The 25,587-nt window shown below is 60.9% G+C and carries 13 protein-coding genes; 7 read left to right on the top strand and 6 right to left on the bottom strand.

The features are described 5' to 3' along the window. Positions 1-2 precede the first annotated feature (2 nt). A complete protein-coding gene (locus JIN81_RS12630; RefSeq protein ID WP_234044849.1) occupies positions 3-2,288 on the bottom strand; it encodes a glycosyl hydrolase family 95 catalytic domain-containing protein in 2,286 nt (761 codons plus the stop codon). A gap of 205 nt (positions 2,289-2,493) precedes the next feature. Here JIN81_RS12630 and JIN81_RS12625 point away from each other — a divergent pair, with 205 nt between their 5' ends. The 3 genes from JIN81_RS12625 to JIN81_RS12615 are packed head-to-tail and all read left to right on the top strand — an operon-like array spanning position 2,494 to position 8,095. Next, positions 2,494-4,122, top strand: coding sequence for a sulfatase (locus JIN81_RS12625; protein ID WP_234044848.1), 1,629 nt, complete (start codon positions 2,494-2,496; stop codon positions 4,120-4,122). Continuing rightward, the gene (locus tag JIN81_RS12620) at positions 4,119-5,630 is read left to right on the top strand and encodes a sulfatase family protein (RefSeq protein WP_200280101.1); all 1,512 of its coding nucleotides are present in this window, start codon (positions 4,119-4,121) and stop codon (positions 5,628-5,630) included. Before JIN81_RS12625 ends, JIN81_RS12620 begins: the two co-directional genes overlap by 4 nt. 23 nt (positions 5,631-5,653) lie before the next feature. Further along, positions 5,654-8,095, top strand: coding sequence for a DUF6288 domain-containing protein (locus tag JIN81_RS12615; RefSeq protein ID WP_200280098.1), 2,442 nt, complete (start codon positions 5,654-5,656; stop codon positions 8,093-8,095). 94 nt (positions 8,096-8,189) lie between these two features. Here the strand turns inward: JIN81_RS12615 and JIN81_RS12610 are convergent, their stop codons facing one another. Next, complete coding sequence (locus tag JIN81_RS12610) at positions 8,190-9,347, bottom strand: M24 family metallopeptidase (protein ID WP_234044845.1); 1,158 nt, start codon at positions 9,345-9,347, stop codon at positions 8,190-8,192. A gap of 77 nt (positions 9,348-9,424) precedes the next feature. Then, positions 9,425-10,420 carry a hypothetical protein gene (locus JIN81_RS12605; RefSeq protein WP_200280092.1) on the bottom strand — a complete coding sequence of 332 codons (996 nt, stop codon included), beginning with the start codon at positions 10,418-10,420 and terminating at the stop codon, positions 9,425-9,427. Positions 10,421-10,517: 97 nt separating this feature from the next. Between JIN81_RS12605 and JIN81_RS12600 the strand changes: the two genes are divergently transcribed. Next, positions 10,518-11,129: an RNA polymerase sigma factor gene (locus JIN81_RS12600; protein WP_234044844.1), complete on the top strand. Its 612-nt coding sequence runs from the start codon at positions 10,518-10,520 to the stop codon at positions 11,127-11,129. Then, the gene (locus JIN81_RS12595; RefSeq protein WP_200280086.1) at positions 11,126-13,210 is read left to right on the top strand and encodes a serine/threonine protein kinase; all 2,085 of its coding nucleotides are present in this window, start codon (positions 11,126-11,128) and stop codon (positions 13,208-13,210) included. Before JIN81_RS12600 ends, JIN81_RS12595 begins: the two co-directional genes overlap by 4 nt. Here the strand turns inward: JIN81_RS12595 and JIN81_RS12590 are convergent. After that, entirely contained in the window at positions 13,178-15,733 is a 2,556-nt protein-coding gene (locus JIN81_RS12590; protein ID WP_200280083.1) for a glycoside hydrolase family 2 TIM barrel-domain containing protein, read from the bottom strand. The two genes, JIN81_RS12595 and JIN81_RS12590, sit on opposite strands and share 33 nt — an antisense overlap. 254 nt (positions 15,734-15,987) lie before the next feature. Here JIN81_RS12590 and JIN81_RS12585 point away from each other — a divergent pair, with 254 nt between their 5' ends. Continuing rightward, positions 15,988-17,481 (top strand): sialate O-acetylesterase, encoded by a 1,494-nt coding sequence (locus tag JIN81_RS12585; protein WP_200280080.1) that lies wholly within the window; start codon positions 15,988-15,990, stop codon positions 17,479-17,481. 20 nt (positions 17,482-17,501) lie between these two features. Further along, positions 17,502-18,677, top strand: a complete 1,176-nt coding sequence (locus JIN81_RS12580; RefSeq protein ID WP_200280077.1) for an aminopeptidase — start codon at positions 17,502-17,504, stop codon at positions 18,675-18,677. 18 nt (positions 18,678-18,695) lie between these two features. On the opposite strand, the gene JIN81_RS12575 is transcribed toward JIN81_RS12580, so the two are convergent. After that, positions 18,696-22,049 (bottom strand): sialate O-acetylesterase, encoded by a 3,354-nt coding sequence (locus JIN81_RS12575; RefSeq protein WP_200280074.1) that lies wholly within the window; start codon positions 22,047-22,049, stop codon positions 18,696-18,698. A gap of 71 nt (positions 22,050-22,120) precedes the next feature. Beyond that, complete coding sequence (locus tag JIN81_RS12570) at positions 22,121-25,399, bottom strand: sulfatase-like hydrolase/transferase (RefSeq protein ID WP_200280071.1); 3,279 nt, start codon at positions 25,397-25,399, stop codon at positions 22,121-22,123. Positions 25,400-25,587: the final 188 nt, after the last annotated feature.

Raw genomic sequence — 25,587 nt, 5'->3', positions numbered from 1 at the left:
CGCTACTCCGGCTTCGCAGCCAGCTCACGGTATCCCTTTGGCAGACCGAAGCGGTGAACCGCTCCCCTCGCGCGAACCGGCGAGACTTCCATGGCCGGGCGCTCCGTCCCTTCCGGCCAGAACATCGCCATGCCGCCTTTCGGTGCGTCGATGCGATACACGCCCGGGCTCAGCTTGCTTACCTTCGTCCCCTCCGTGGTCACCCATGCGGCATCATTAAGCTGGGGCTCGACCTCCACCACACCACCGACCTCGGACTCCACCAGCACCCACTTCGTCGAGCCACCCCCACGCCGGGCAGAAACCAAAAACGCCCCCTCACCCCGCAGCTGAGAGAACTGCACGTCCGGCCACGTCCCCGGCACCGCGGGAAGGACGCGCAAGCGTCCCCCCCAACTCTGCAAGAGCATCTCCTGAATGGCCGTGGCCCCATGCAGCGGCGTCTCCATCACCGGCAGACCAATCTCGGAATACAGCGTGCTCGGCTTGAGGTACGACTTCAGCTGATTGAGATACGTCAGCGCCCCCTCACCATCTCCAAGCAGGGAAGACATGCAGGAAGCGCCGGTGAAGGCATAGCCCGCGATCCCGCGCCCGAAGCTGTGCCAGCGCTTCAGGCTCTTTTCGATGAGCTCCCGGTCTTTCTTGTCTTCAGGAGTCAGGGTCCTCAGCGGATAGATGGCCATCAGGTGGGACCAATGTCGGTGCCCGCCATTCAAGGGAGCATTCTTGCCGAGCATCCGCCCGGTCTCGTTGACATGCGTCGGGACCAGCTTCTCCTCGATCTCCCTCCACTTTGGAATCAGCGGTTCATCAGCCGCGGAAAGCCCGCGCTCATCGGCAATCTCAAGCAACCTGCCCACCCCCCACCTGAGGAGATCGAGGTCGTAGCTGCAGTCCTCCGCATTGCGGAACTCCGGGCTGTGCGTATTCGGGATGTGCAGAAGCCCGTCATCCTCCTCAACAAGGAAGTGGCAGTAGTAGTTCACCGCTCCGACAAGGAGCGGAAAGAGCACCCGGTCACGAAGTTCCGCATCCTGCCAGTATCGCACCTCAAGGTCCACATTGTGCAGACCCCAGAGGAGGTTCGCGCACTCCCGCCCGATGTTTCTGTCCATCGGTTCACGGCCACCCGGTTGTCCGGCGTGCCCCAGCAGATCCCACCCCGACACCGTCCGGCCGATCGCGTAGGAGTCCTCCCGATAAGGCTCCGCCACATTGAGCCTCAGGTTCGCCCGGTTGATGTCGAGCCGATGACTCAGGGCCGAAGCCATGCCTCGCCGGTTGGCCTGGTAGGTTCCCGAGTGCGACAGCTGCACGTTGAGGTTCCACCAGGTCGCGTTCCACGCCGTCGGCTGCAACCACGGGCCCTGGTTGTCGATGATCCACCCCTTGTCCCGGGTGGCGCAGGCCAGCTTGTACTGCTGGATCCAGTAAAAGGAGTCCCAGTAAGGGTCACCCGTCGAAACGAAGCTGGCCGGGTAGTAGTCGTGCCACCATGCCCGGTGGGCGTCGGTCCACGCACTCTGATCCGTCGCCGCAGCCGTCCTGACCGCCTTCACCGCCGCGGCTTCCGCTTCCTTCCCGGGAAAACTGTGCTGAACGCTCAGCCACAGCGACCTCTTACCGCCGTCATTCCTTTCGAGGTAGGCGACCGCCGTTTGCCCCCCCGCCCACAAATGCTGCACCGAAGTCCTCACTCCATCCGGAAGGGTTCCAGATACCGCATCGGGATTGGCAGGCTTCCTCAGTGACTTGGCCCGCACCGCCCTCGCACTGCGCGCCTTCTCAGGCACATACACGAACTTCGCATCGGCGAGCGAACCCGATGGCGTCATCTCGAACTTCATCACCGGCTCACGCGCATGCACCAGCGTCCGCCATGACAACTCCCCGCCCTTCGCTTCTACCGTTCCCCTCGCTTCCGCATTCCACAGATCCAGGCGTGCCTGACCACCCGTCATGTCTTCGGGCAACTCGACACGCAGATGACCAATGAAGTGTCTCCCCCGGTTCAACACCGCCACCCCCTTCTCGCTCAGGTCATCCTTCTCAAAAGGACGGTGGTCGTGCGCCGCTGAGCAACCCACATCCCAACGCAGGCTCCTCCGATTGATCTCGTACATCAGGGTCCCCTGTTCCCCGTTCCCGAGGAATGGTGCCTGATCCCACCGCTTGGGCATCGATCCCCAGACCAGATCATGCCGACCCAGCATCTCCGCCCAGCCGACCCGGTCGACCAGCGGGGCCGGCATCGCGGAGGCGGACGCAACGAAAACGGCGGCCATGGCCATCGCCACCACCTGACATCGGGCTCTTGGTCGGGTTTTCATCATAGGCATCCAGACAGATCAAACACCCCCGGAGAAGCAGGGCCAACCCCCGCCTTCCGAACTCCGCCCGAATTATCACATGGGGGATGAATCCCACGACTTGGGACACAAATTCTCGAGAATCTTCAAGTCCTTCAAAGATGAGTCAATCGGGTGGAATATGCCTTGCTATAAGGGAGTATGTTCATTCTGTCTGGTGTCGGTTTTCGTGCTCCCTTGCCGCCATGTCGGCCCTGAAGAGCACCACCCCGACCGCATCTCCCTACCCATCATGTGGCCTTCCTTCGACCTCCTTCGTCCGGCACTTGCACTGATCGCAGCGATCAGTTGCCTGCCTGCATCCGAGGTCACTGCGAGACCGCCCAACGTGCTGTTCATTTCCATCGATGACCTCAACGACTGGATCGAACCCCTCGGAGGCCACCCACAGGCAAAGACGCCCCACCTCAATCGATTGGCGAAGGAAGGCGTCAATTTCTCCAGGAACTACTGCCCGTCGCCCGGATGCAACCCGTCCCGATCCGCGGTGATGACCGGATACCACCCGACCACCTCGGGCATGTATTCCAACTATCAGGATTGGAGGAAGGCCATGCCGGATGCCGTGACCCTCGGCGAGTACTTCCGCAACCACGGCTACTTCTCAGCCGGCGCCGGCAAGATCTTCCACTATACCCAGGTCGCTCCGGAGTGCTGGGACGACTACTATCCGTCCATCGAGCAGCCGATGCCGGACTTCCACTATCCCAAACCCGGGACCACAGTAAGCATGCCGGGCTTCGACGGAATGTATGGCGACTTCGACTGGGCGCCCATCCCCCTCACGGACGAGGAGACCGGGGACGGCAAATGCGTCGACTGGGTCTCGAAACAACTGGCCCGCACTCACGACAAGCCCTTCTTTCTCGCCTGCGGAATCTACCGCCCGCACCTGCCATGGTACGTCCCCCGGTCCTATTTCGACCTCTACCCCTTGGAGTCCGTTCAGCTTCCGAAGATCCTGAAGGACGACGCCGACGACCTCGGCGACCGCGCGCATGACATCATCGCGCGCGGCGGCGGCTACCACGAGCATGTCATCGAGGCCGGCCAGTGGCGCGAGGCCGTGCAGGGATACCTCGCTTCCGTCACCTTTGCCGATGCCATGCTCGGCCGACTGCTGGACGCGCTCGAGAAAAGCCCGCATGCCGACAACACCATCGTGGTCGTCTGGTCAGACCACGGCTGGCAATTGGGTGAGAAGCAGCACTGGCGCAAGTTCGCCCTCTGGGAAAACGTCGCCCGCTGCGTCATGATGATCAAGGTCCCGCCCGGCACCACGGCCCTGCCCGAAGGCTCGAGGGCCGGAGGCGATTGCCAGCGGGTCACCTCGTTGATGGACATCTACCCGACACTGGTCGACCTTTGTTCGCTACCCGAAAAGAAGGATCTCGATGGAAACAGCCTCGTCCCGCTGCTTCGGGACCCGGCCCATCCTTGGGACCACCCGGCCATCACCACCTACGATCACTCCGAGTATTCCGTGCGCACCGAGAGGTGGCGGTACATCCGCTACATCGATGACTCCGAAGAACTCTACGACCACACAAGCGACCCCGAGGAGTGGCACAACCTCGCCGGCATGGAACAACACGCCGCCACCAAACGGAGACTTGCCGCCATGATTCCCAAGTCACCCGCACCCCTTCGTTCGGACACCCTCATCGAACTCCAACCGCACCACATTCCTCCGTATCAGTCGAAGAAGGACTACCAGAACCGGAAGAAGGCCAAATCCACCGAACCATGAGCATGGGCACATTCCACAAGACCGGTCGCATCCCGAACCTCATCCGGCAGGCACTCGCCTCACTCCTGATCCTTGCACCCGCACTGTCGGCCGCGAAGCCACCGAACATCATCATCTTCCTCGCCGATGACCTCGGCTACGGCGACCTAGGATGCTACGGCCACCCCATCATTCAGACCCCGCACCTCGACTCACTGGCAAACGAAGGGGTCCGGCTCACCGATTGCCACTCGGCGGGCACCGTCTGCTCGCCCTCACGCGCCGGACTGCTCACCGGACGCACACCCTACCGCAGCGGCTTCTACTCGATCGCCGGCCAGCCAAGGGGAAGCCACCTACTCAAAGAGGAAATCACCCTGCCCACCCTGCTCAAGCAGAAGGGCTACGACACCTGCTTCGTCGGCAAGTGGCACCTCGGCAAATTCACCGGCCAACCCGACCCGGGAGCCCACGGCTTCGACCACTGGTTCGCCACGGAAGTGAATGCCTTCGATGGCCCCGAAAGCCCGTCGAAGTTCGTCCGCAATGGCGACAAGGTCGGCGAGGTCAGCCAGTGGTATTGCGATGCCATCGTCAAGGAGGCCATCGACTGGATGGCGGCCCGCCCCGACCCGGAGAAACCCTTCTTCCTTCTCGTTTCCTACCACGAACCCCACACGCCCATCCTGCCCCCGGAGTCCTACTCGAAGCGCTACGATAATCCTCGTACTGACACCCTCGAGTCCGCCATCGACTACGGCCAGGTCCACCGCCCGCTTGGACGCCCGATCGAGGAAAACAAGAAATACTACTACGGCACGGTCACCCAGCTCGATGACTCGGTCGGCCGCCTGCTGGAGTCGCTCGAGGCCCAGGGCAAGACCGAGGAGAGCATCGTCGTCTTCACCAGCGACAACGGACCCGAAACCCCCGTTACCTTCGAAGAATCCGGCAATCAGTGGGAGGACCCGATCCGCGACCGCTGCTTCGGCACACCCGGACCCTGGCACGGCATGAAGCGCTACGTGCTGGAAGGCGGCCACCGCGTGCCCGGCATCGTCCGCTGGCCCGGTGAGATCGAAGCCGGAAGCATCTCGAAGGAACTCGTCAATGGCACCGACTGGCTCCCGACCTTCTGCCACGCGGTGGGAGTCGACGCTCCGAGCGACCGCATCATCGATGGCGTCAACGCCCTGCCCGCCCTGAAAGGCCGGGAAGTCGAACGCCCCATCCCCGCCTGCTGGATGTATCCGGCCAACTACGATTCCCGCTACCTTCCCAACATGGCCATGCGGGATGGCGATCAGGTCCTCATCGGATGGTTTGCGCCCAAGGGAGACAAGCAGGCCACCTCCGAGTGGATCCGCTCGACCAAGCTCGAACGCTTCACCCTCTATGATCTTGGGATCGATCGCTCGCAGGCCTACGAACTCAACGACAAGCTCCCCGACGAACTCAAGCGGATGAAATCCAAGATGAATACCCTCTGGAGCAGCATCCAGAAGGAAGCGCCCGACTGGGCGAACTGAAGCCTCAAGAAACAAGCCACACCATGAACCCAACCCCATCCCAGCGGGCACTCCGATCGATGCCCGCCATCGCCTGCCTCGTCATGCTCTGCCTTGGCGCATGGCTGCACGCCGCTCCCGCCATCGAAACGACCCCAGAGCCACCCGACCTGACCGCCGGTGGAAAACGGGATCAGCACCACGACTGGAACCTCGGCCCGACCGGCGCTCGCGGATGGATCCATGCCCACCAGGTCGACACCTCCCGATCACGCCAGATCCTGATCACCGCCGTCGCACCGAATTCACCTGCCTCCAAGGTCCTCAAGAAGGGCGATGTCATCCTCGGCACCTTCGGCAAGCCCTTCGACTCCGACGCACGCACGGCCTTCGGCAAGGCCATCTCCGCAGCTGAGGCCGAGACCGGCGAACTTCCCATCACACGCTGGAGGGCTGGCGCCGTGGAGGAGGTGAAGATCACCCTGCCCGTGCTGGGCACCTACTCGGCCACCGCTCCCTACGACTGTCCCAAGTCCAAGGCCATCTTCGAGCGCGGATGCGAAGCGCTCGCCAAGCAGATGCGCTCCTCCAACAAACGCGGCAACGCCATCATTCGTTCGTTGAACGCCCTCGCCCTGCTCGCCAGCGGAGAAGAGAAATACATGGACCTCGTCGCGGAAGAGGCCAAGTGGGCGGCCAACTACAAGATCACCGAACTGAAGGGTTTCCAATCATGGTACTACGGCTATGCCAACCTCCTGCTCACCGAGTACTACCTCGCCACCGGTGACCGTTCGGTCCTGCCCGGCATCAAGCGCATCACCCTCGAGATCGCGAATGGCCAGAGCATCGTCGGCACCTGGGGCCACACCTTCGCCCGCAAGTCGGATCACATCCTGATGGGCTACGGCGCCATGAATGCCCCCGCCCTCAGTCTGACCATGTCCCTCGTCCTCGCCAAGGAGGCAGGAGTGTCCGATCCCGCTCTCGATCGCGCGATTCAGAAGAGCCACCTCATCCTCTCCTTCTACTCGGGCAAGGGTGCCATTCCGTATGGCGATCACGAACCGTGGGTCGAGACGCACGACGACAACGGCAAGTGCAGCGCCGCGGCAGTGATGTTCGATTTGATGGGCGACAAGAAGCACACCGCCTTCTTCTCCCGGATGGCCACGGCTTCGCACAATGCCGAACGCGACGGTGGGCACACCGGCAACTACCTCAACATCCTGTGGGCTCTTCCCGGTGTCTCCCGCCTCGGCCCCCATGCCACCGGCGCATGGATGGAGGAATTCGGCTGGTACCTGGACCTCGCAAGGCGCCACGACGGCACCTACCTCTATCAGGGAAACCCCGGACGGACGAAGAAGGACAACTCCTTCGCCGGCTGGGACAGCACGGGTGCCTACCTGTTGAGCTACGCCTTGCATCGTAGGTCGCTCCGCCTGACCGGCAAGAAGCCGAGCTGCATCCCCCCCGCCGATGAATCCGAGGCCACCCTCGTCATCGCCGCAGGAAAAGACTGGAGCCGCCGCGACGGCATGAAGCGCTACAAGCGCTATGACGTCGAGACCCTCACCCAGGGACTTGGAAGCTGGTCACCCACACTCCGCCTGCGCTGCGCCAAGGAGCTGGCATCGCGAAAGGCGGACGTGGTTCCGCAGTTGATCACCATGCTCGAGTCCGGCACCTACGAGGAACAACTGGGGGCCTGCGCGGCGATCCGGAAGTTCGGAGCTCGCGCAAGTTCAGCAGTCCCTCTGCTGCGTAAGAAACTGAAGTCGGATGACATGTGGTTGCGGATTCAGGCCGCTGAGGCCCTGGCTGCCGTCGGCCCCGCCGGAAGGGTCGCCATTCCTGACCTGCTGAAGCTCGCATCGGGGCAGTCGAAGGATGACCCGCGCAACATGACCCAGCGCTACCTCGCCTTCTCGCTCTTCCAGAAACCCATGGCCGGCAGATCCACCGGCATGATCTCGAAGTCACTCGATGGAATCGATCGGGACGACCTCCAGGATGCGGTCGAGGCCATCCTCCAGAATCAGGACGGCCGCGCACGCGGAACCATCACCAGCATCTTCAACAACCTCACTTACGAGGAAATTGAACCGCTCCTGCCTGCCATCTACGAGGCCGTCGAGAAGCAGGCGCCGAGCGGCATCATGTTCGGCGACCTCATTCGCCTCAACGGCCTGAACTACCTCGCCAAGCATCACATCAAGGAAGGCATTCCCCTGTGCCTGAAAGTGCTCGAACCCGGACGCTGGGGGCTGGCGCGCCGATGGGCACCATGCCTGAAAGCCCTCCAACTCTACGGCAAGGAAGCCCAATCCCAGCTTCCCGAACTGCGGAAAATCGAGCAGATGCTCGTCGACAAGAACAAGGGCAAGGCGACCCCTGACAAGAACCTGGCGCTGGTCCGGGAAACGATCACCAAGATCGAGAACGCCGACCATTCACCCAAACTCCGAAGCCTGCCCAGGTGATCCTGGTCATTGCGGGCGGAAGGTCCTCGACGCATCGAGGGTCTGCGCACGCGACACCGCCCGGACCATCACGGCTCCGATCGAAAAGAGGATCTCAGGCGATCTGCCACTTGTAGGGAGCCCTTGAGATCAGCTCGTTGCCGCCCGGCACGAGGTGGACCATGTCCTCAATCCGCACACCGCCGAGACCCCGGTAATACAACCCGGGTTCGGTGGTCACCACCATCCCCTTCTTGAATCGCCAGTCCGCCTTGGCGTGCAGCACCGGGCTCTCATGAACCTGCAACCCGATCCCATGCCCCAAGGCGTGGAAGAACCCCTTCAGATCATTGCTGTCCTTCGTCGTCTCGTAACCTTCCTTGGCGAAGAAGTCTTCCACCGCCCGGTGGACCTTCCCGCCCGAAGCACCCGGCTTGATCATCTCCAGCGACAGCGCATGGGCCTTCTTGACCGTCCGCACCAGGCGCTTCTGCTCGTCGCTTGCCTCCCCCTTGAGAAAGGTGCGCGTCATGTCCCCCCAGTAGCCATCAGCGGGTCGACGCGGGAAGATGTCGACCACGATCAACTCGCCCGGCCGGATCGGACCATGGCCGGCATTGTGACAGTCGACCGCCTGATCTCCCGGAGCCGTGATCGTATGAAGCGCGATGGCTCCCTTCTCCATCGATGCCTGGGCGATGAGTTCACGCAAACGCTCCGCCGTCAGCGTGCGCCCCTGATGAACGAGCCTGCCGCGCCGCACCTTCGATTCGGCAAGGGCCTTTGAGACCGCCCGGAATCCGGCTGCGCTCGCCTGGTTGCCCTTCCGCAGCGCTTCCACTTCCTCCGCAGTCTTGATCACCCGCTCGGGGAACACCCCTTCATCGCCCGCCACCTCGATCTTCAGCCCCGCATCCTTCAACTCGAAGGCCAACCCTGCCGGAAAGCGGGAACTCACACGGAAGGTCCGGATGCCATGAAGCTTGGCCAGATGCCGGATCAACTGAGGAATGCTTGGTGCTTTGCCCTTCGGCACCTTGAACCGCCGGGCAGCGCCTTTCCGAATCTCGGAGAGCAGCAGAATCTCATCAAAGGCCGACTCCTTCACCATCCGCCCGAACTCCATGTCCGGTGCCACGCCAAACCTCTTTTTCCCGATCGAAAATGCCAGGTAGGGATCGAAGGCATCAAACCGACTCAGGTAGAGCATGTCCGGATCGCCGGAATCAGAATGGAAGAGAACGGAGACGGGCTGGCGGGAACGTTTCGGCATGGGGAGATCGTCGTAGCACAAAAACACCGGTGTCTCAATCGAGACACCGGTTCGTGAATTCAAGATGCAGCAACCATTCAATCACGCCGGCGGCGAAGCAGGCCGAAGAGACCCAAACCGCCCAAGAGAGCCACCGATGGTTCAGGGACGCCCTGCACGGAAAAGCTGATTCCACGGGAACTGGCACCACCATAGGCGCCGTCCACAATGGAAAGACGTCCTCCATTCGTGTTTTCGTCGTATCCGAAACGATCAGGCCCGGTAGCCGTTGAAGAACCTTCCTCAAACACCCACCCCACCGTGTACTCAGTGTCGTCATCCACAGTCACAGGGCTGGCAAACTCAAAGGTCACGAAATCCGCACCGGTGATCAGGCCAACCAGAGAGAAGACCTCTTGGACCTGAAGGACCATGCCGGTATCGACCAAGTAGTTCGTGCCGTCATCCGCGGTGTTGTGTCCGGTGCCATTCGCCCACTCGGTTGCTCCTCCCGTCGCGATGAACACAGTCATGGTGTCACCGGCCTCAAAGGTCTGATTCCCATTCTTGGCCAAGGTCACCGAGGTGATGTCAAATGTTCCACTCGGGGATGTCCCAAGGGTGAAGCTGTCTGCCCGACCATGGTTGCTGTTGACGTCCTCATCGAGCATGTTCGAGTTGATCGCTCCGGCAATGGAGTTGTGGATAACATTGGTCGTTGGCGCAGCGCCCACGATCAATGCAGCACTTGCGTTGGTTGCCAGCACCATTGCGAGTCCTGCGGTGGCCAGGTAGGGGGTCAATGTTGGTTTCATATCGTTTCGTAGCTCAGTTTCCGTGCTGACCCGCGAGACGCCTTTCGGGCGATCGCGAATATCGGCAAGCAATGGATTCAGTAGGGGGTAGACATTCATTCTCCGCCGACAGGTGATCTCCAGAGCCAGCTCCAAACGGAACAACTTGAGATCAACAACTCGACCTTCAAGCACTGTGCGAACCCAGGAGACAAATTGGGACAGACACATGAAAAATTTATGAACTCCCGGACCGAGACGGCCTGATTGAATCATCAAAGACACTGAAAACAGCTTCAACCGACTTCTCCAACCATACCTTCGTCGGGCAGAACCCGCGCACGCCAATCCCAAATCCCCTCGCCATCTGGCCCGGCAACCGCTAGCAAAGGCAGGAATGAGCGAGCGAGATGCCACCATGCACACCCTGATCCGGCGGGCTTGCAACCCGCAGGATGAAGGCGCGTGGAGGGATTTCGTCGAACAATACCGACGGTTCATTCTCTACATTCTCCAGGAGATGAATGTCGCGACGGACGAGATCGAAGACCTCAGCCAGCAGATCCTCGTTACCCTGACCCGTGATTTGCCGGGCTACGACCGGAGCAAAGGCCGATTCCGCAGTTGGCTGAGCGCCGTCATCCGGCACGCCGCGCTTTCCCACCTGTCGAAGCAGCGCTACCGCAAGAAACGGATGGCCGACTACATCGAGGACCGCGAGGTCGATTGGCTCAATGGCCGCGATGCCTCCGAGATCACCCAGATGATCGAGGACGAGTGGGCCGGATACATCGGCAAGCTGGCCATGGACCGCGTGCGCCCCGCTTTCCGGGGCAATGCCATGGAAGCTTACGAGCTCTTCCTTGATGGACACTCCGCGGCCGAGATCGCCAGCATCACGAAGCTCACGGTCTCCTCCGTTTACACTCTGCGAAAGCGCGTCAAGAGGCGCCTCTATCTCGAGATCCGCGCCATCACCGCTGAACTCGAGCCGCCCGCCGCAGGATGAAACCCGATACCTCCCGGCGTCTCAGCGACCCGCGGCTGGTCGCTGCCTACCACGAAGCCAACCAACTCGACGAGGCCGCCATCGAGGCCATCTGCCCGCTCTACCTCGAGCTCTCGGAAACGGAGACCCGCTACCGTGAGGAATCGTTTCTGGCCCGAGGCGGATCCAAGGAAGTCTCCAAGGTCTTCGACAGCCGGACCAAGAAGTGGCTCGCGCTGGCCAGACCCCGCCCCGACCTCGGACCCGAGCACCTTGACCGCTTCGTGCATGAGGCATGGCTGACGTCTTCCCTCGTCCACCCGAACATCATCAACATCTACGATGCGGGAGTGGATGCCGAGGGCAGGCCCTACTTTACCATGGACCTGAAGTCCGACAGGACGCTTGCCAGTCATGTGGTTCCAGGCCGGGCCCCGGCAAACTGGCAGCCCGCCAACGATCGGGAGTTGCTCGAGATCTTCGTGAAGATCTGCCATGCTCTGGCCTACGCCCATTCCCGCAGCACCCTCCATCTCGACCTCAAGCCCGAGAACATCCAGGTCGACCGATTCGGTGAGGTTCTGGTCTGCGACTGGGGAATGGGCAAACGCATCGGTGAGGAAACCACTTGGGACATCGGCCCCGTCACCCCCGAGATCGCCGACCGGGTTGGGCTTACCCTCAGCGGGGAAATCAAGGGCACCCCCGGGTTCATGGCACCCGAGCAGGCCGATCCCGACGAGGTGAAGGACGAACGGACCGACGTCTTCGCGCTCGGCTGCATCCTCTACACCATCCTCACCAAGGTCCCGGTTTTCACCGCTGATTCGGCCGAGGAAATCCTCTCGCAGACCTGCAAGGGTGAGATCATCCCGCCCTTGGTGCGCTGCCCGGACCGCAAGATCCCACCCAGCCTCGACGCCGTCGTGATGAAGGCCGTCGCTCTTGATCCGAACGACCGCTACCAGAGCGTCGATGAACTGAGACAGGAAATTTCACGCTACCTCACCGGCTACACCACCACCGCCGAGAACCCCGGATTCCGTCGCGAAATCGTAAGCTTCGTGCAGCGCAACCAACTCGCCTCCGCAGTCTCGGTGGTCGCCCTGATCGGCCTGACCGTCATCAGCGTCCTTTTCATCCAGGGCGTCCAGAGACATCGGGAACTCGCATCCTTGGAACGCAAGCGAGCCGAAGAACTTCGCACGAAGGCACAATCCTTGGAGGAAACCGCCGAGAACCTGACCGCGCAGATCGACTCCCTCGATGGCGCACGGGTGAAACTCGCGGAGGACCTGGCGAGTTCCTGCATGGATCTCAACCACAGCTTTCTCCGTGGCACCGCTCCCCTGGAAACCCATCAACAGGTTTCACAGCTTGCGGACGTGGCCATGGCGATGAATCCCGAGAGCCTGACCACCCAGCGCCTCCAGTTCAGGCTGGCCTGTCACGAGATGAACTTCGCGGCCGCGAACGCACTGCTCCCCGTCGTCGGTGAGCATGTTCCGCCGAATCAGGCATGGATTGCCCAGCGCTTCAAGGACTACGAATTCAACCGGAACTCACGTCCCGACACCGACGTCCTGATCTCGTTCATGAAGATTGTGGATGAGAAGACAAGGCCCACGCGCGAGGACACCGAGCCCTCGGCCTTCATCGACACGATGCTTGCCTACGACGTGCTTGCCCGTAGCGACCCGGGAAACTACGGGCCGGTCATCCAGACATTCCTCAAGTTCATCAATCCCGGCTGGAACCCCGAGGGGTTCATCTACAACCAGGAGGATGCCTCACTCACCGTACGCTTCGAGCCACCCTTCCGCTTCGACACCTATGATCAGGCCTTTTCGGTACTCCGTCACCTCAACCTCAAGTCGCTCCGGCTCGAGAGCAACGGCCCGGTCGATCTCCTCAGCCTCGACGGATTGATGATCCAGTCACTCGACCTGCGGGCATGCCCCCTCGATCTGACACGGACCGTCAACCTGCCGGAACTCCTCGAGCTTCGTGTCGAAGCCGGGCAAATCACCTCCAGCGAACTGCGGGCGAAGATCCGGTCGGACAAACCGCTATCGATTGTCGAGCACACGATCGGCAGCTGACAGCTCGGACGGAGCGCTTGGCTCTTCCACCGCAATCCTCACCTGTTCGGTCGCCATTCCCTCAGCGGAGGCACGCAGGATGATCTCCCCCGATTCCCCCGTCGCAGCAACGATCGCCAGCGCGAGCCCGTTGAATGAAGTCACGGTGCTGCCTTGGAAATCTTCATGGCTCAGTGGATCCCCACTGCCAACCCCAACCAGGCGACCGGGCCCTTCGACCTGCAACCCGACCGATACCGCCGCCTTCGGCACGAAGTTCCCGTGTTCATCTTCAATGCGGATGGTCACGTAGGAAAGTTGACGGTCCTCGAAACTCAGGACCGATCGATCCGCCGAAAGATTCATTCTTGATGGTTCCGCAGCCGTGGTGGTGCGCGACACCGCGACCTCCTTGCCGTCCTTCACCGCCACCGCCTTCAGTTCGCCGGCTTGATAAGGCACCATCCATTGCAGGTGCATGTCCTGATCCGCGGTGAACTCACGCCGTCCCAGTGACTCGCCATTGAGGAACAGCTCTACGCTGTCACAGTTCGAATAGCACCAGACCGGGATCTCGACGCCCTCCTTGCCCGGCCATGTCCAGTGCGGGAGAAGATGCACCATCGGTTCATCCGTCCACTGACTCTGATAAAAGTAGTAGGTATCCTTCGGAAAGTTGCAAATGTCGATGATCCCGAAGTTCCCGATCACCCTGGGCCAGCCGCCGGATTCACCGAGGTAGTCGAACCCCGTCCATCGGAACTCGCCACCCACGAAGGGAAGGTCCCTTGTCAGACGCCAGGAATCCCGCGAACTGATCCTCACTCCGGCATTGTCGTAGGACGACTCGTAGCGGGGATGGGTTTCAGGAAAGACCTCCTCCTCGGTCAGGTGGGCCGGTTGATGCTCCGGCTCGCGATAGCGTGAGCGGGTCCGGTATTCACCGCGGGTCTGCAGGGAATGCGGCACCTCGGAGGCATAGATGAAGCGCTCGGGAAAGCGCTCGTGGTCCTCCTCATACTGGAAGCAGGACCCTCCCCCGCCATTGTAGCCGACCAGATCGAGCAGGCCCGCGAACCCACTCTCGTTGGCCCCGGCGATGAAGTTGCACCCGACCGTCATCGGCCGACTTGGATCCAGATCATGGCACAAAGCCTTCAGCCACTTCAGCGTGTCGAGCTCACCGTGCTTCTGCGCCTCAGGCACCTCGTTGCCGACGCTCCACATGATGACCGAGGGGTGGTTCCGGTCCCGCTTGATGTGGTCCGTCAAATCACGCTCGGCCCAATCATCGAAGAGTCTGTTGTAGCCATACTTCGCCTTCCCCTTGTTGGACTTGCTGGAAACCAGCTTGCCATCTTCGAACGCCCATCCCCGGCGCCACTCGTCGAAGGTTTCATTGACCACCAGGAAACCAAGCTTGTCACAAAGGTGCAGGAGCTCCGGGCTCGATGGATTGTGGGCGGTCCGGATGGCATTGCAGCCCATCTCCTTCAACATCAGCAGACGACGCTCGAGCGCATCATCCCACAACGCCGCACCCAGCGGGCCCAGATCGTGGTGGTTGCACACCCCACGCATGATGATGCCTTCTCCATTGAGAATCACACCACGGTCAGGATCAAACTTCACCTCACGAACTCCCAGCGGCGAGACATACCGGTCGATCAGCCGCTCGCCCTGACGTAGCTCGGTTCGAACCTGATAGAGATTCGGAGCATCCGGCGACCACAGACGGGGATGTTTCAGGACCAGCTGCTGGGAGATCTCCCGCCGCTCGCCGGCACTGAGTTCGACCGACGACGAGACGCTTCCGCGCGCCGTGCCTTCAGCGTCGATCACGGTCTGCACGAGCTCGAACCCGCGACCTTCTTCATGTCCGTTGACCACCGCCGTTTGGATCACCACATCCGCACGCTCCTTTGCCACCTTCGGAGTGGTGACCCGGGTGCCCCAACGTTCCACGCGCAAGAGATCCGTGGAGGTCAGCCACACGTGCCGGTAGATCCCCGAACCCGTGTACCACCGGGATGCCGGTTGCAGCGAGTTGTCGACCCTCACGGCGAGCAGATTCTCTTTTCCGAAATCCAAATGCTCGGTGAGATCAAAACCGAAGCCAAGGTAGCCGTAGGGTCGTTTGCCAAGCAGGTGCCCATTGATCCAGACCTCCCCATTCATGTGGATGCCGTCGAAATCGATGAAGATCCTTCGCCCCTCATCTCCCTCCGGAACATGAAACACCTTGCGATACCATCCCGTCCCGCATGGCAGGTATCCGCCGGACGGCCCACTCGGGTTGTCCTTGTCGAAGGGCCCTTCGATGCTCCAGTCGTGCGGCAAGTCCACGCGACGCCAGGCCGAGTCATCAAACCCCGGTTGCGCCCCCCCCTTCGGGTCCCCTTTCAAGAAGAGCCAGCCTTCGTCGAAGTTCAGACGTTCCCGCCCCGATGCCTCAGCCGCCATGAGGTCAGCTCCGAACAGGGCCACACACGTCATGACCAGACCGGCCCACACGGGTTTGATACGTTGAAAATGCTTCCTCATGAGTTCCTGTGATGGGCTCCTGCCACGGGCTTCCTTCTGAAGTTCTCCTTCGCCTCCCGGTAGGGTCAAACACCAGCCAGATTCCACCTCTCGTTCAATAGGTGTGGTTGTCATGCGTAGGGATTCGGGACACCTAAATCATAGAATTCATCAATAAGTTCATTTCAGGCGCATCACGGTCGATATTGCTTGTTCCCCCTTCCCTGATTCCCTTTACCGGGGCCCTTGAATCCGCGAATTCCATCATCAAAACCATGAGCACCAGAACCTTCTCCCTCGTCCTCGGGGTCCTCGCCAACCTGCTGCTCACCGGCCATGCCGAGCCAGAGAAGAAAGCCCCGAAACCAAGTTTGAAGGTCGCCGGCATTTTCGCGGACCACATGGTCCTGCAGCAACAAGCCAAGGCGCCCATCTGGGGAACCGCGACGGCCAAGGCAGAAGTCACCATCACCACCTCCTGGAATCAGGAAACAACGACCACCACCACAGGCCATGACGGCCGCTGGAAGACCACCCTCGACACCCCTTCCGCAGGAGGGCCGTTCCAAATCCAAATCACATCCGGCTCTTCGAAAATCCAGCTCAAGAATGTCCTCATCGGGGAAGTCTGGATCTGCTCGGGACAGTCGAACATGCAGTGGAAGATGAGGGGGTTCGGGCTCGATCACTGGAAGGATGACGTTGCGAAAGCGAAGCATCCCGGGATCCGCTTCTGCCAGGTCCCTCAGGTCCTCGCTCTTGAGACTCAGGACGACATGCGCGCCAACTGGTCGGCATGCACCCCGCAGACCGTACTGAATTTCAGCGCCGTGGCCTACTTCTTCGGATCGCGACTTCACCAGGAACTGGATGTTCCGATCGGTCTGATCTCGACCAACTGGGGCGGCTCCTCTGCAGAAGCATGGATCAGCCCGGAGAAACTCGGCCGCGAGTTCCCCGAGTTCGACAAGACGCTCGCCGGCTACCCGGCCATCGCCGAGTCGTCAGGAGCCCTGTACGCGGGTAAAAAGGGCGTTCCAAAGGGCCTCAACCAGCGGAGTCCCGCCGTTCTCTACAACTCCATGATCCACCCCCTGATCCCCTACGCCTTCCGTGGAGTCATCTGGTATCAGGGAGAATCAAACGTCCGCAACCCATCACAATACGCCCGCCTCTTCCCCGCCCTCATCGAGGACTGGCGCACGCGTTGGGGAGCCGGCGACTTCCCGTTCTACTTCGTCCAGATCGCCCCGTTCCACTACAAACAGGAGCCCATCCCCGTCGCCTTCCTCAGGGAGGCACAAATGAAGACACTCTCGCTTCCCAGAACGGGCATGGCCGTGACGATGGATGTCGGGGATGCCACCAACATCCACCCGAAGAAGAAGAAGCCCGTCGCCGAGCGGCTTGCCCTCATGGCCTTGGCGAGGGACTACGGTCGCTCCGACCTCGTCGACTCCGGCCCGCTCTATCAGGACCACGAAGTCCAGGCAGGGTCGATCCGGATCAAGTGCACCGGAACCGGCAGCGGACTGGCCAGCTCCGACGGAGAGCCATTGAGCCACTTCACCATCGCCGGCAAGGACCGCAAATTCGTTCCGGCCGAAGCCACGATCGATGGCGACACCCTCATCGTCTCAAGCGACAAGGTCCGCACTCCCGTCGCCGTCCGCTTCGCGTGGGGAAATGCCGACGCCCCGAACTTTGCCAACAAGGAAGGCCTTCCCGCATCTTCCTTCCGGACCGACGCCTGGCCGATCCAACCCTGAGCCTCCTCCAACCTCCCCTCATGCTCACCCAACTTCACCTCGACCGCTGGGCCGACGTCCTCGTCCGTCACGCCACGGACATTCGACCGGGCAAGATCGTGCGCATCACCGCACAGCCCGCCGCCACCCCCTTGTTGGAAGCCGTCCATCGCCGGGTGCTCCAAGCCGGAGGCATGCCCATCGTGAACTGCAGGCCCGAGTCGCTCAACGAAGCCTTCTTCGAGCTCGCCAAACCCGATCAACTGGATTGGGAAAACCCCGTCACCCGGCTCGAGACCGAAATCGTGGATGCCACCATCAACCTCGGTGCCAGCACGAACCTTCGGGCCATGGACAAGTTCGACCCCGCCATTACCCAGCGGGCCGCGCGGGCCAACCAGAAGAGCCGCGAGTTGTTCTTCAAGCGGGCCGCCGCCGCGGATGACCCGGGGTTGGCTGCAGAGCACACGCCACTCCTCTGGTCCACCACCCTGTTCCCGACCGATGCCTATGCGCAGGACGCCGGCATGAGCCTGCGCGACTACCAGCAATTCGTCATCCGTGCTTGCCAGCTGAATCAGCAGGACCCGGTGGGCTTCTGGCAGGATCTCGATCGCTGGCAATGCCAACTGGCCGAAGAGTTGATGACCGGACGCTCCTTGCACTTCCAGACTCCCGCCGGCACCGACCTCACCGTCGACATCAGCGGGATGCGTTGGCTTTCAAGCCCGGGGCGGAAGAACTTCCCCGACGGAGAAGTCTACTCCGGGCCCAACCTCGATGCTCCCAACGGAGGAGCCGAGGGCGTCGTGTTCTTCGACAAACGATGCGTCTATCAAGGCCATGCCGTACGCAACGCCCGCATCGTCATGGAGAGCGGCCGGGCCACCGAAGTGACTGCCGACGAGGGTGAGGACTTCCTCATTGCCATGCTCGATCAGGACGATGGTGCCCGCCGGATCGGCGAAGTCGCATTCGGCACGAATCGTGCCATCAACAAGCCGACCGGCCAGATCCTCTTCGACGAGAAGATGGGTGGTTCCTTCCACCTTGCCTTCGGCGCCGGCTATCCCGAAACCGGCAATCACAACAAGAGCGCCCTGCACTGGGACCTGATCGCCAGCCTGACCGGAGGCTCACGCGTCACCCTCGACGGACGCCCCCTCTGCATCGATGGAGAGTTCGTGACGATGCCTCCTGAAGTTCCCTGGCTCTGAATGGCTCACGCCCCCGGATCAAGGCTCCGAGACCCTCAAGCGGACGAACAACCGACCGTTGACCCCCTCGCTGGAGGGAATCAATACAGGCATCGAGGACCCGCTCGTGATCGAGGCAAAAGCCGGATCACTCCAAGTCACCAAATCGGGCGAAAGTAGTACTTCGTAGAGCACCCCCTCCCGGCCGTTGTTGAAATCATAAACAAAATCCGCACCTGCCGGGGTCAGGGTCGGCAGACCGGAAACATCCGACACCAACGGATCAAGCATCAGTGCGTATTCCATCAGGTTCGCCACGCCATCGAGATCCGGATCGCCCGTCTCCGTCTCATCATCACCCGGACTCCATGCCATGCCCGAACGCCATGTGTAGTAGCCGGTCTGGATGCCGGTGACCGTGATGGTCACGGTCGCACTGCCGGAAGTCAGCGCCCCGTCCGAGCACTCGTAGGTGAAGCTGTCCGTGCCGGCGAATCCGCTGTGCGGGATGTAGCTGAAGGATCCGTCAGGCTGCAGACTCAGGGTGCCGTCACTGACATCCGAAAGCAGCGTTGCCGTGAGGACATCCCGGTTGAGGTCGATGTCGTTGGCCAGCACTCCGACCGCGCCGACATTCAGCGTGCCATTCTGGGCCACCTCGTAGTCATCGTCGATGCTCTGGGGCGCCTCAGCTCCGAGGCCCGGCAACGGAAACGAATCGGTCCTGAATGGGGTGGCGGGGAGGCCGTCACCATTCTCGAGGGTCGTCAGTGCGTTGGGCACCGGGATCCAGGCATACCGGACCTCCACGGGATCCGGCACCGAGGTCGAACTGATGGTCAACTGATTCCCACTCACGGAAATGCTATCCGCCTCATGAAAGGTCGGGTTGCTCCCCGGACCCGCGATCTGGAAAAGCCCGGCCGACACGTCCGAGTTCAGCCCCGATCCATTCGCGAAGGTGATCGTCACCTCATCTCCCGCGATCGACATCGAATCAAACCGGGGGCCATCGGCCACGATGGATTCACCGAGTTGGTACTTCCGCGCAAGCAGGGACAAACGGATGCCAATCGGCTCCTTGTCCGTCGGGTGGATGTTGCCGAAGGTTCCGGTGTCGATGGTCACCGCGACATGCCCATTCGGAATCGTCTCCAACCGGGCTTGAGCTTCACGGAACCATGGCCAATTCGCGGCGGAGTTTCCATTCGTGTCATAGGAAGGAAGCTGCACACCGAGGAAAGGAAGGTCTCCCTGGCCAAACCTCTCGCGGTACTCCGTCACCATGTCCGGCAGGGAGAACCCGTACTGGGCGGCATTGATCGCCGTGCCCGCATTCGCCTCCCCCTGGTACCAGATGAAGCCGGAGATCCCCATGCAACGGATCGGATGAACCATCTTGTTATACAGGATGTTCGGCCGGGTCCGCATGAAGATGTCATCATTCGTCGATGACCAGCCGTTTGCGGTGAGACCGGCGATGCCCTCCTCATTCGTCGTGTAGGGCGCCGGCAATCGCGTCGAGGTCGTCTGGCCGTTCCGGTACTCACTGATGCTTTGATACAGCTGCATCATCTCCGCAAAATAGGGCTGCCGCTCGGTCATCTCGAGGGGCATCCACCCTTCGATGGAACTGCTCCCCCAGGCGGCCCAGACAATCCCCACCGGGACTCCCGTGGCAGCATTCAACTGATGCGCGAACACCGAACCCACCGCCGTCCAGGAGCCCGCCGTGGAGTTGTCCAACCAATTCATTCCAGCCTCCTCCTCTTCGTCCAGCGACCCATCCTGATCGATCTTCAGGCAGCGGATGTTGTCATTGGCGATGATGTCATTCTCGTAGGCCGTGTGCCACGCCGCCATCTGATTGAGGGTATAGACCATGTTCGATTGGCCGAAACAAAACCAGACGTCCCCGACCAGCACGTCGTTGACGGTGACCGTCTCCCCGCCGCTGGTAACGGCCAACTCGTAAGGGCCACCGCTCGCCAACGCCGGAAGCTCGATCTTCCAGTCGCCATTGGCGTCAGAGGTCCCGACCGCGTTGGTCCCATTGATGCTGACCGACACCGAAGTCGACGGAAGCCCCTCCCCCCAGATGTTGATGGGCTTGTCCCGCTGCAGGATCATCCTGTCCTGGAAGGGTGAGCCCAGCGTGAGGATCACGGGAGCCGTGCCCGTGGGCACACCGATCACGAAGTGATTCATGCTCCGGGAAGAAGTGTTGTGGGAAACCTGATCGATGGAGATCCGACCTCCATTCGACGCTTCCAGATGTCCGAACGCCGTCGCCGATCCGCCGACCTGATCATAGGTGAAGAAGAAACCGTAATCTTCGTTCTCATCGAGCTCAATGGGGAGCGCCAGCTCGAAGGTGATGAATTCGTCTGCCGCATAGGTTCCATTCAAGGTGAACTCCTCGGTGTGGATCGGGGTGACCGTGGTCCCTCCGTAGTAGTTGGGGCTGGTATCGATGTGTCCGGTTCCCGAGTTCCACTGGGCCTCGGTTCCCTTGAACACATGCAGGGTCATCGTGTCGTTCACGAATGACTGGGCCACGCTTTTCTGGATGGTCACCGCGCGCATCTCAAAAGCAGAGCCACTGCCATCGCCCAGCGAGAACAACTGGCCACGCGCATGATTGGAGTTCGCCGCATACGTGAACAGGTTGGTCCCCGTGGCACCCAAAGCCTTCGTGGCAAGGATATCCGCGGTCGGAGCTGAAGCCGAGGCCGTGACGGTCCCACTCGGAGTGACCTCCGATCCCTGCACGAAAAAAACGACCCTTCTCGACCCTGACGTGCCATGACTCGTGGTGGTGATGGAAATGCGTCCGCCACCGCTGCCCGCCTCCCGATGACGGAAGCGGTCCTCCGTGCCGCCACCCTGATCGTAGGTCATGAAAAATCCGAAGTCCGAGTCCTCATTGACGACGATCGGAGTCGCGAGTTGGAAGGTCACGTAATGGTTGTCCGTGATTGCCGTGTTGAGATTGAACGACTCGGTATGAATCAAGGTAACCTCCGTATCGACGAGGTAGTCACTCCCATCCGTCGCCGTGGAGTGACCGGTCCCGGCGTTCCACTCGCTCTCCGTTCCCTCGAAGATCCTCAGCGTCAGGGTGTCGTTGACGTAGGTCTGCGTCTGGCTCTTCTTCACCGTGATCGCCGTGATCTCGTACGCCGATCCTCCTCCGTCAGGCAGATTGAAAAGCTGGCCACGCGCATGATTCGCATTGGCATCCTCATCGAACAACGCGGTATCAGTGCCGCCCGAGGGGGAAGACGAGATCAGATCAACGGTGGGCGCCGAGGCAGATGTGCTTACGGTCCCGGCAAATACGGGACTGGCCACCGCGACGATGGCGGCAACGAGTTTCTTGGAATCAATCATGAACGTGGGTCGGTATGTTTATCACTGGAGACGGGAAAAATATCGAAGGGTTCCTTCTTTTGGGCCGGCCATCATTCCGTGAGGGCACGAAGAAAGATCTTCTTGTGATTTCGAGGCAGAAGACTGTCCGACGGAAGATACCATGAACCTTGGATCTGCCCCTGAGAATTGGTCGATCGGGTATCGATCAAACCCGGAGGGTCGTCATGCCAATGAATGAGGTCCGTGCTGTACTGCGTGCTCGCTGACTGCCCCGGGGTGAAGGGAAGGACATACCTTGCCCGGATCGCGCCAGCCCCCTTCGCAATACGCACAGCCCCGGCGCCGGAACCGCCGACCTGCCAGTGGGGACGGCTGACCTCGACGACTTGAGTTTCCACCTCGTAGCCCCAGAAACGGAGTGGTGAAACCTGGGTGCCCAAGTCGAAAAGAAGCACGGTCGACCCCACCACCACCTGTCCCGACCCGGACACCGGATCTAGGCTCATCGTACACTCAGCCCTGTCGGCAGGCATGTCCTCCGCGGCCAGTGTGGTGCTCGCAGCCGCGACACCACCATGACTCACCACGAGGTCCCTGGTGGTTGCATGGATCCGGACGGAGAGACACAACGAAGGGTCATTGGTACCACCCAACAGGAGCGAAGCGGCTCCTCCCGAGGGAAACTGCATCGTCCAGCTGAACACCGCGTTCTCATTCACGCCGGAGCTGAACGGAAGGTAGTTGAAGCAACTGCCCGTTCCGCTTGGATTCAAGCGGTATCCATTCTCGGCACCGCCGCCATCAGGGACTCCGATCTGGAAAGCAGTTGCGGCCAGATTCGTCTGGGTAAAGAACTCGTCATCCGGTTTGAAATACCGCGAATCCGATACCTCGTGCGTTCCCTCCACGAGTGGAATGAGACGGGCAAGGATGTCGGGCTCGGATCCGGATAGATCCGTCGTCTCATACGGGTCGATGGCAAGATCGAACAGCTCGTAGGTTGGCGGGCTGCCATTGTTCGCGCGGTCGCGCACAAGCTTCCAATCACCTGACCGCACTGCCCGCCAGCGCCGGTTCAGCCCGTTGCTGGTCTCACGAAAGCTCCAGTAATGGTAATCGCGGTGCTGCAGGTCACTTTCCAAACCACCCTGAAGGACGGGAAGGATTGAGCGCCCGGTGACCTGAGTGGGAGTGGCGGCTCCGCCGATGTCGGCAAAAGTCGGCAGCAGGTCAGCAAAAGTCCCGATCACCCCACTCGTCGTGTTCGGACTGATCGTCCCCGGCCACCAGGCGATGAACGGCGAGCGGATCCCACCCTCGTAGGTGTCCTTCTTCGCACCGCGGAGGTCGAAGTAGCCGGGCTTCAGATGTTCTTCCGTGAGGAAAATGGCGCTGTCGCCCGACTCCCCATTGTCCGAGGAAAAGATCACCAGGGTTTTGTTTTCGATCCCGAGCTCGACAAGCTTGTCCATGATCCGCCCGGTATCGCGATCGGTGACCGACATCATGGAGGCATGGGTGTGCGCCTCATACTCCGGCAAACCCGGATGGGTGGTCGACTCGCCGAAAGGCATGCCGGGATAAACTTCATTGATCAGGGTCTGATCGAGATCCGTGGGGTCGTAAACCAAGCCATCCTCATCGGTGAGGGCGGCAAGAGTCGCGGCCGGGTAGTTGTGGGCGTGCGGTGGCGTCCACGCACAGTAGAGGAAGAACGGCTTGTCGGCGTTGTCCTCGATGAACTGCAGCCCCTCAGCCACCACGACATCATGCGAAGCGACATTTCCAAATGGATCATCCCAGTCCTGGAGAGCCACATTGGGATTGTCCGCACCCGGAACGTAGAGGGAATCGCCCGGGCCCAGTTGATCCGTGTTGAAATAGATCCTCTGGTCGTTCTTCCACAGATACTTCGGAAACGCATCGTGAGCCTGCACCTGGCCAAGATAGCCACAGAAGAAGTCAAACCCCTGATTCCAAGGAGCACCCGTCGTGGTGGGACCACCCAACCCCCATTTGCCGACACAGCCGGTGACGTAGCCCACCTGCTGCAGGACCTCACCGATCGTCACCCGTTCGGCAGCAAGTGGAACCTGATAGCCGCTTCCGTCACCATTGTTGTACCGATCCTGCGACCGGCGGGAGTCCTGACCGGTCATCAGGCAGGAGCGACAGGAATGACAAACCGGACTCGCTGTGTAGTAATCGGTGAAAAGCATGCCCTGCGTCGCCATCGTATCCACGCGGGGCGTCTTCAAGCTCGCCTGCCCGTATGCCCCCACCTGGCGAACGTCGGCATCGTCGATCATGATGAAGATGATGTTGGGCTGACCGGTGGGCAGATCGGAGCCGTCGGTAGGGTCCGTGCCAAGGCGGAGCTCCATCCCATCCGCCACTCCGTCGTGGTCCGAGTCCTTCAGCATCGGGTCCGTCCCGGTGTCTGCGGTCGATACAAAGGTGCCCGTTCCGGATTCGGCACCATCCCGCAGTGAATCATCATCGCTGTCCGGATCAAGAGGGTCCGTTGGGCCGGCAAGCTCGACATCATCATCGAGCCCATCCTTGTCGCTGTCGCGTTCGTTCGGATCAGTTCCCGCGGTCTCCTCGGCCTCGTTGTTGACTCCGTCACCATCAGGGTCACCCGTTCCAATCTCGTCCAGATCCTTGAAGTGCAGCTCTTCCCAGATGTCAGAAAGCCCGTCGTTGTCGGTGTCGGCATCAATGGGATGGCCACTGATGAGATAACGAATGTGTCGACTGGAAACTCGGTGATCACTTGTCGTGATGGAGATCCGGCCGCCGGTGCTTCCCTCGTTGTATCTGAAGAAATCGGGACTCGTTCCTCCTTCGCCATCCGTCGATTCATCATAGGTCATGAGAAACCCGAAGTCGGAGTCCTCGTTGACGATCACCGGTGTGGCGAACTCGAACGTTACATACTCACCATCGTTGATCGTTCCATTGAGGGTAAATGCTTCGGTGTGAATCGGGGTCACGGTCGCATCAACGTAGTAGTTGCTGCCGTCGGTGGCCGTATCGTGACCGGTCCCGGAGTCCCACTGCGCCTGCGTGCCTTCGAAGACCCTCATCGTGAGGGTATCATTGGAAAACGTTTGGTTGCCATGCTTGTTCACGGTGATCGCCGTGATTTCGTATCCACCCGCCACGCCATCAGGCAGACTGAACAACTGTCCGCGGGCGTGATCTTCGCTCCGGTCCTCATCAAAGAGGTTCGTCCAGATGCCCCCGGAGTCATTCGATGACAAGATGTCATCGCCCGGTGCCGTCGACGACACGGTGACATCGGCAGAGGACGGCTGGACCGCAGTCATCGTGACGATGACCGGGATGACGACTTGGGGTTTCATGGTTTTCGCTGGGTTCGGGAGGGAAACACTACGCCATCATCCTGTCGGCGCGATGGAATGATGATGGGGAAGATTGGGCTCACATTCATGGCCATGGAGGGAACGATCTCTGGTCCGGGACCACCCACACGGACCGAAAGCGTCCTGCCCATAAACGGGCAGGACGCTGAAAAGGCCGGAAGTTGGAC

Origin of the sequence: Haloferula rosea (assembly GCF_016595525.1) — a bacterium.
Taxonomy (GTDB): domain Bacteria; phylum Verrucomicrobiota; class Verrucomicrobiia; order Verrucomicrobiales; family Akkermansiaceae; genus Haloferula; species Haloferula rosea.
This window is presented reverse-complemented; position numbering and strand designations above follow the sequence as displayed.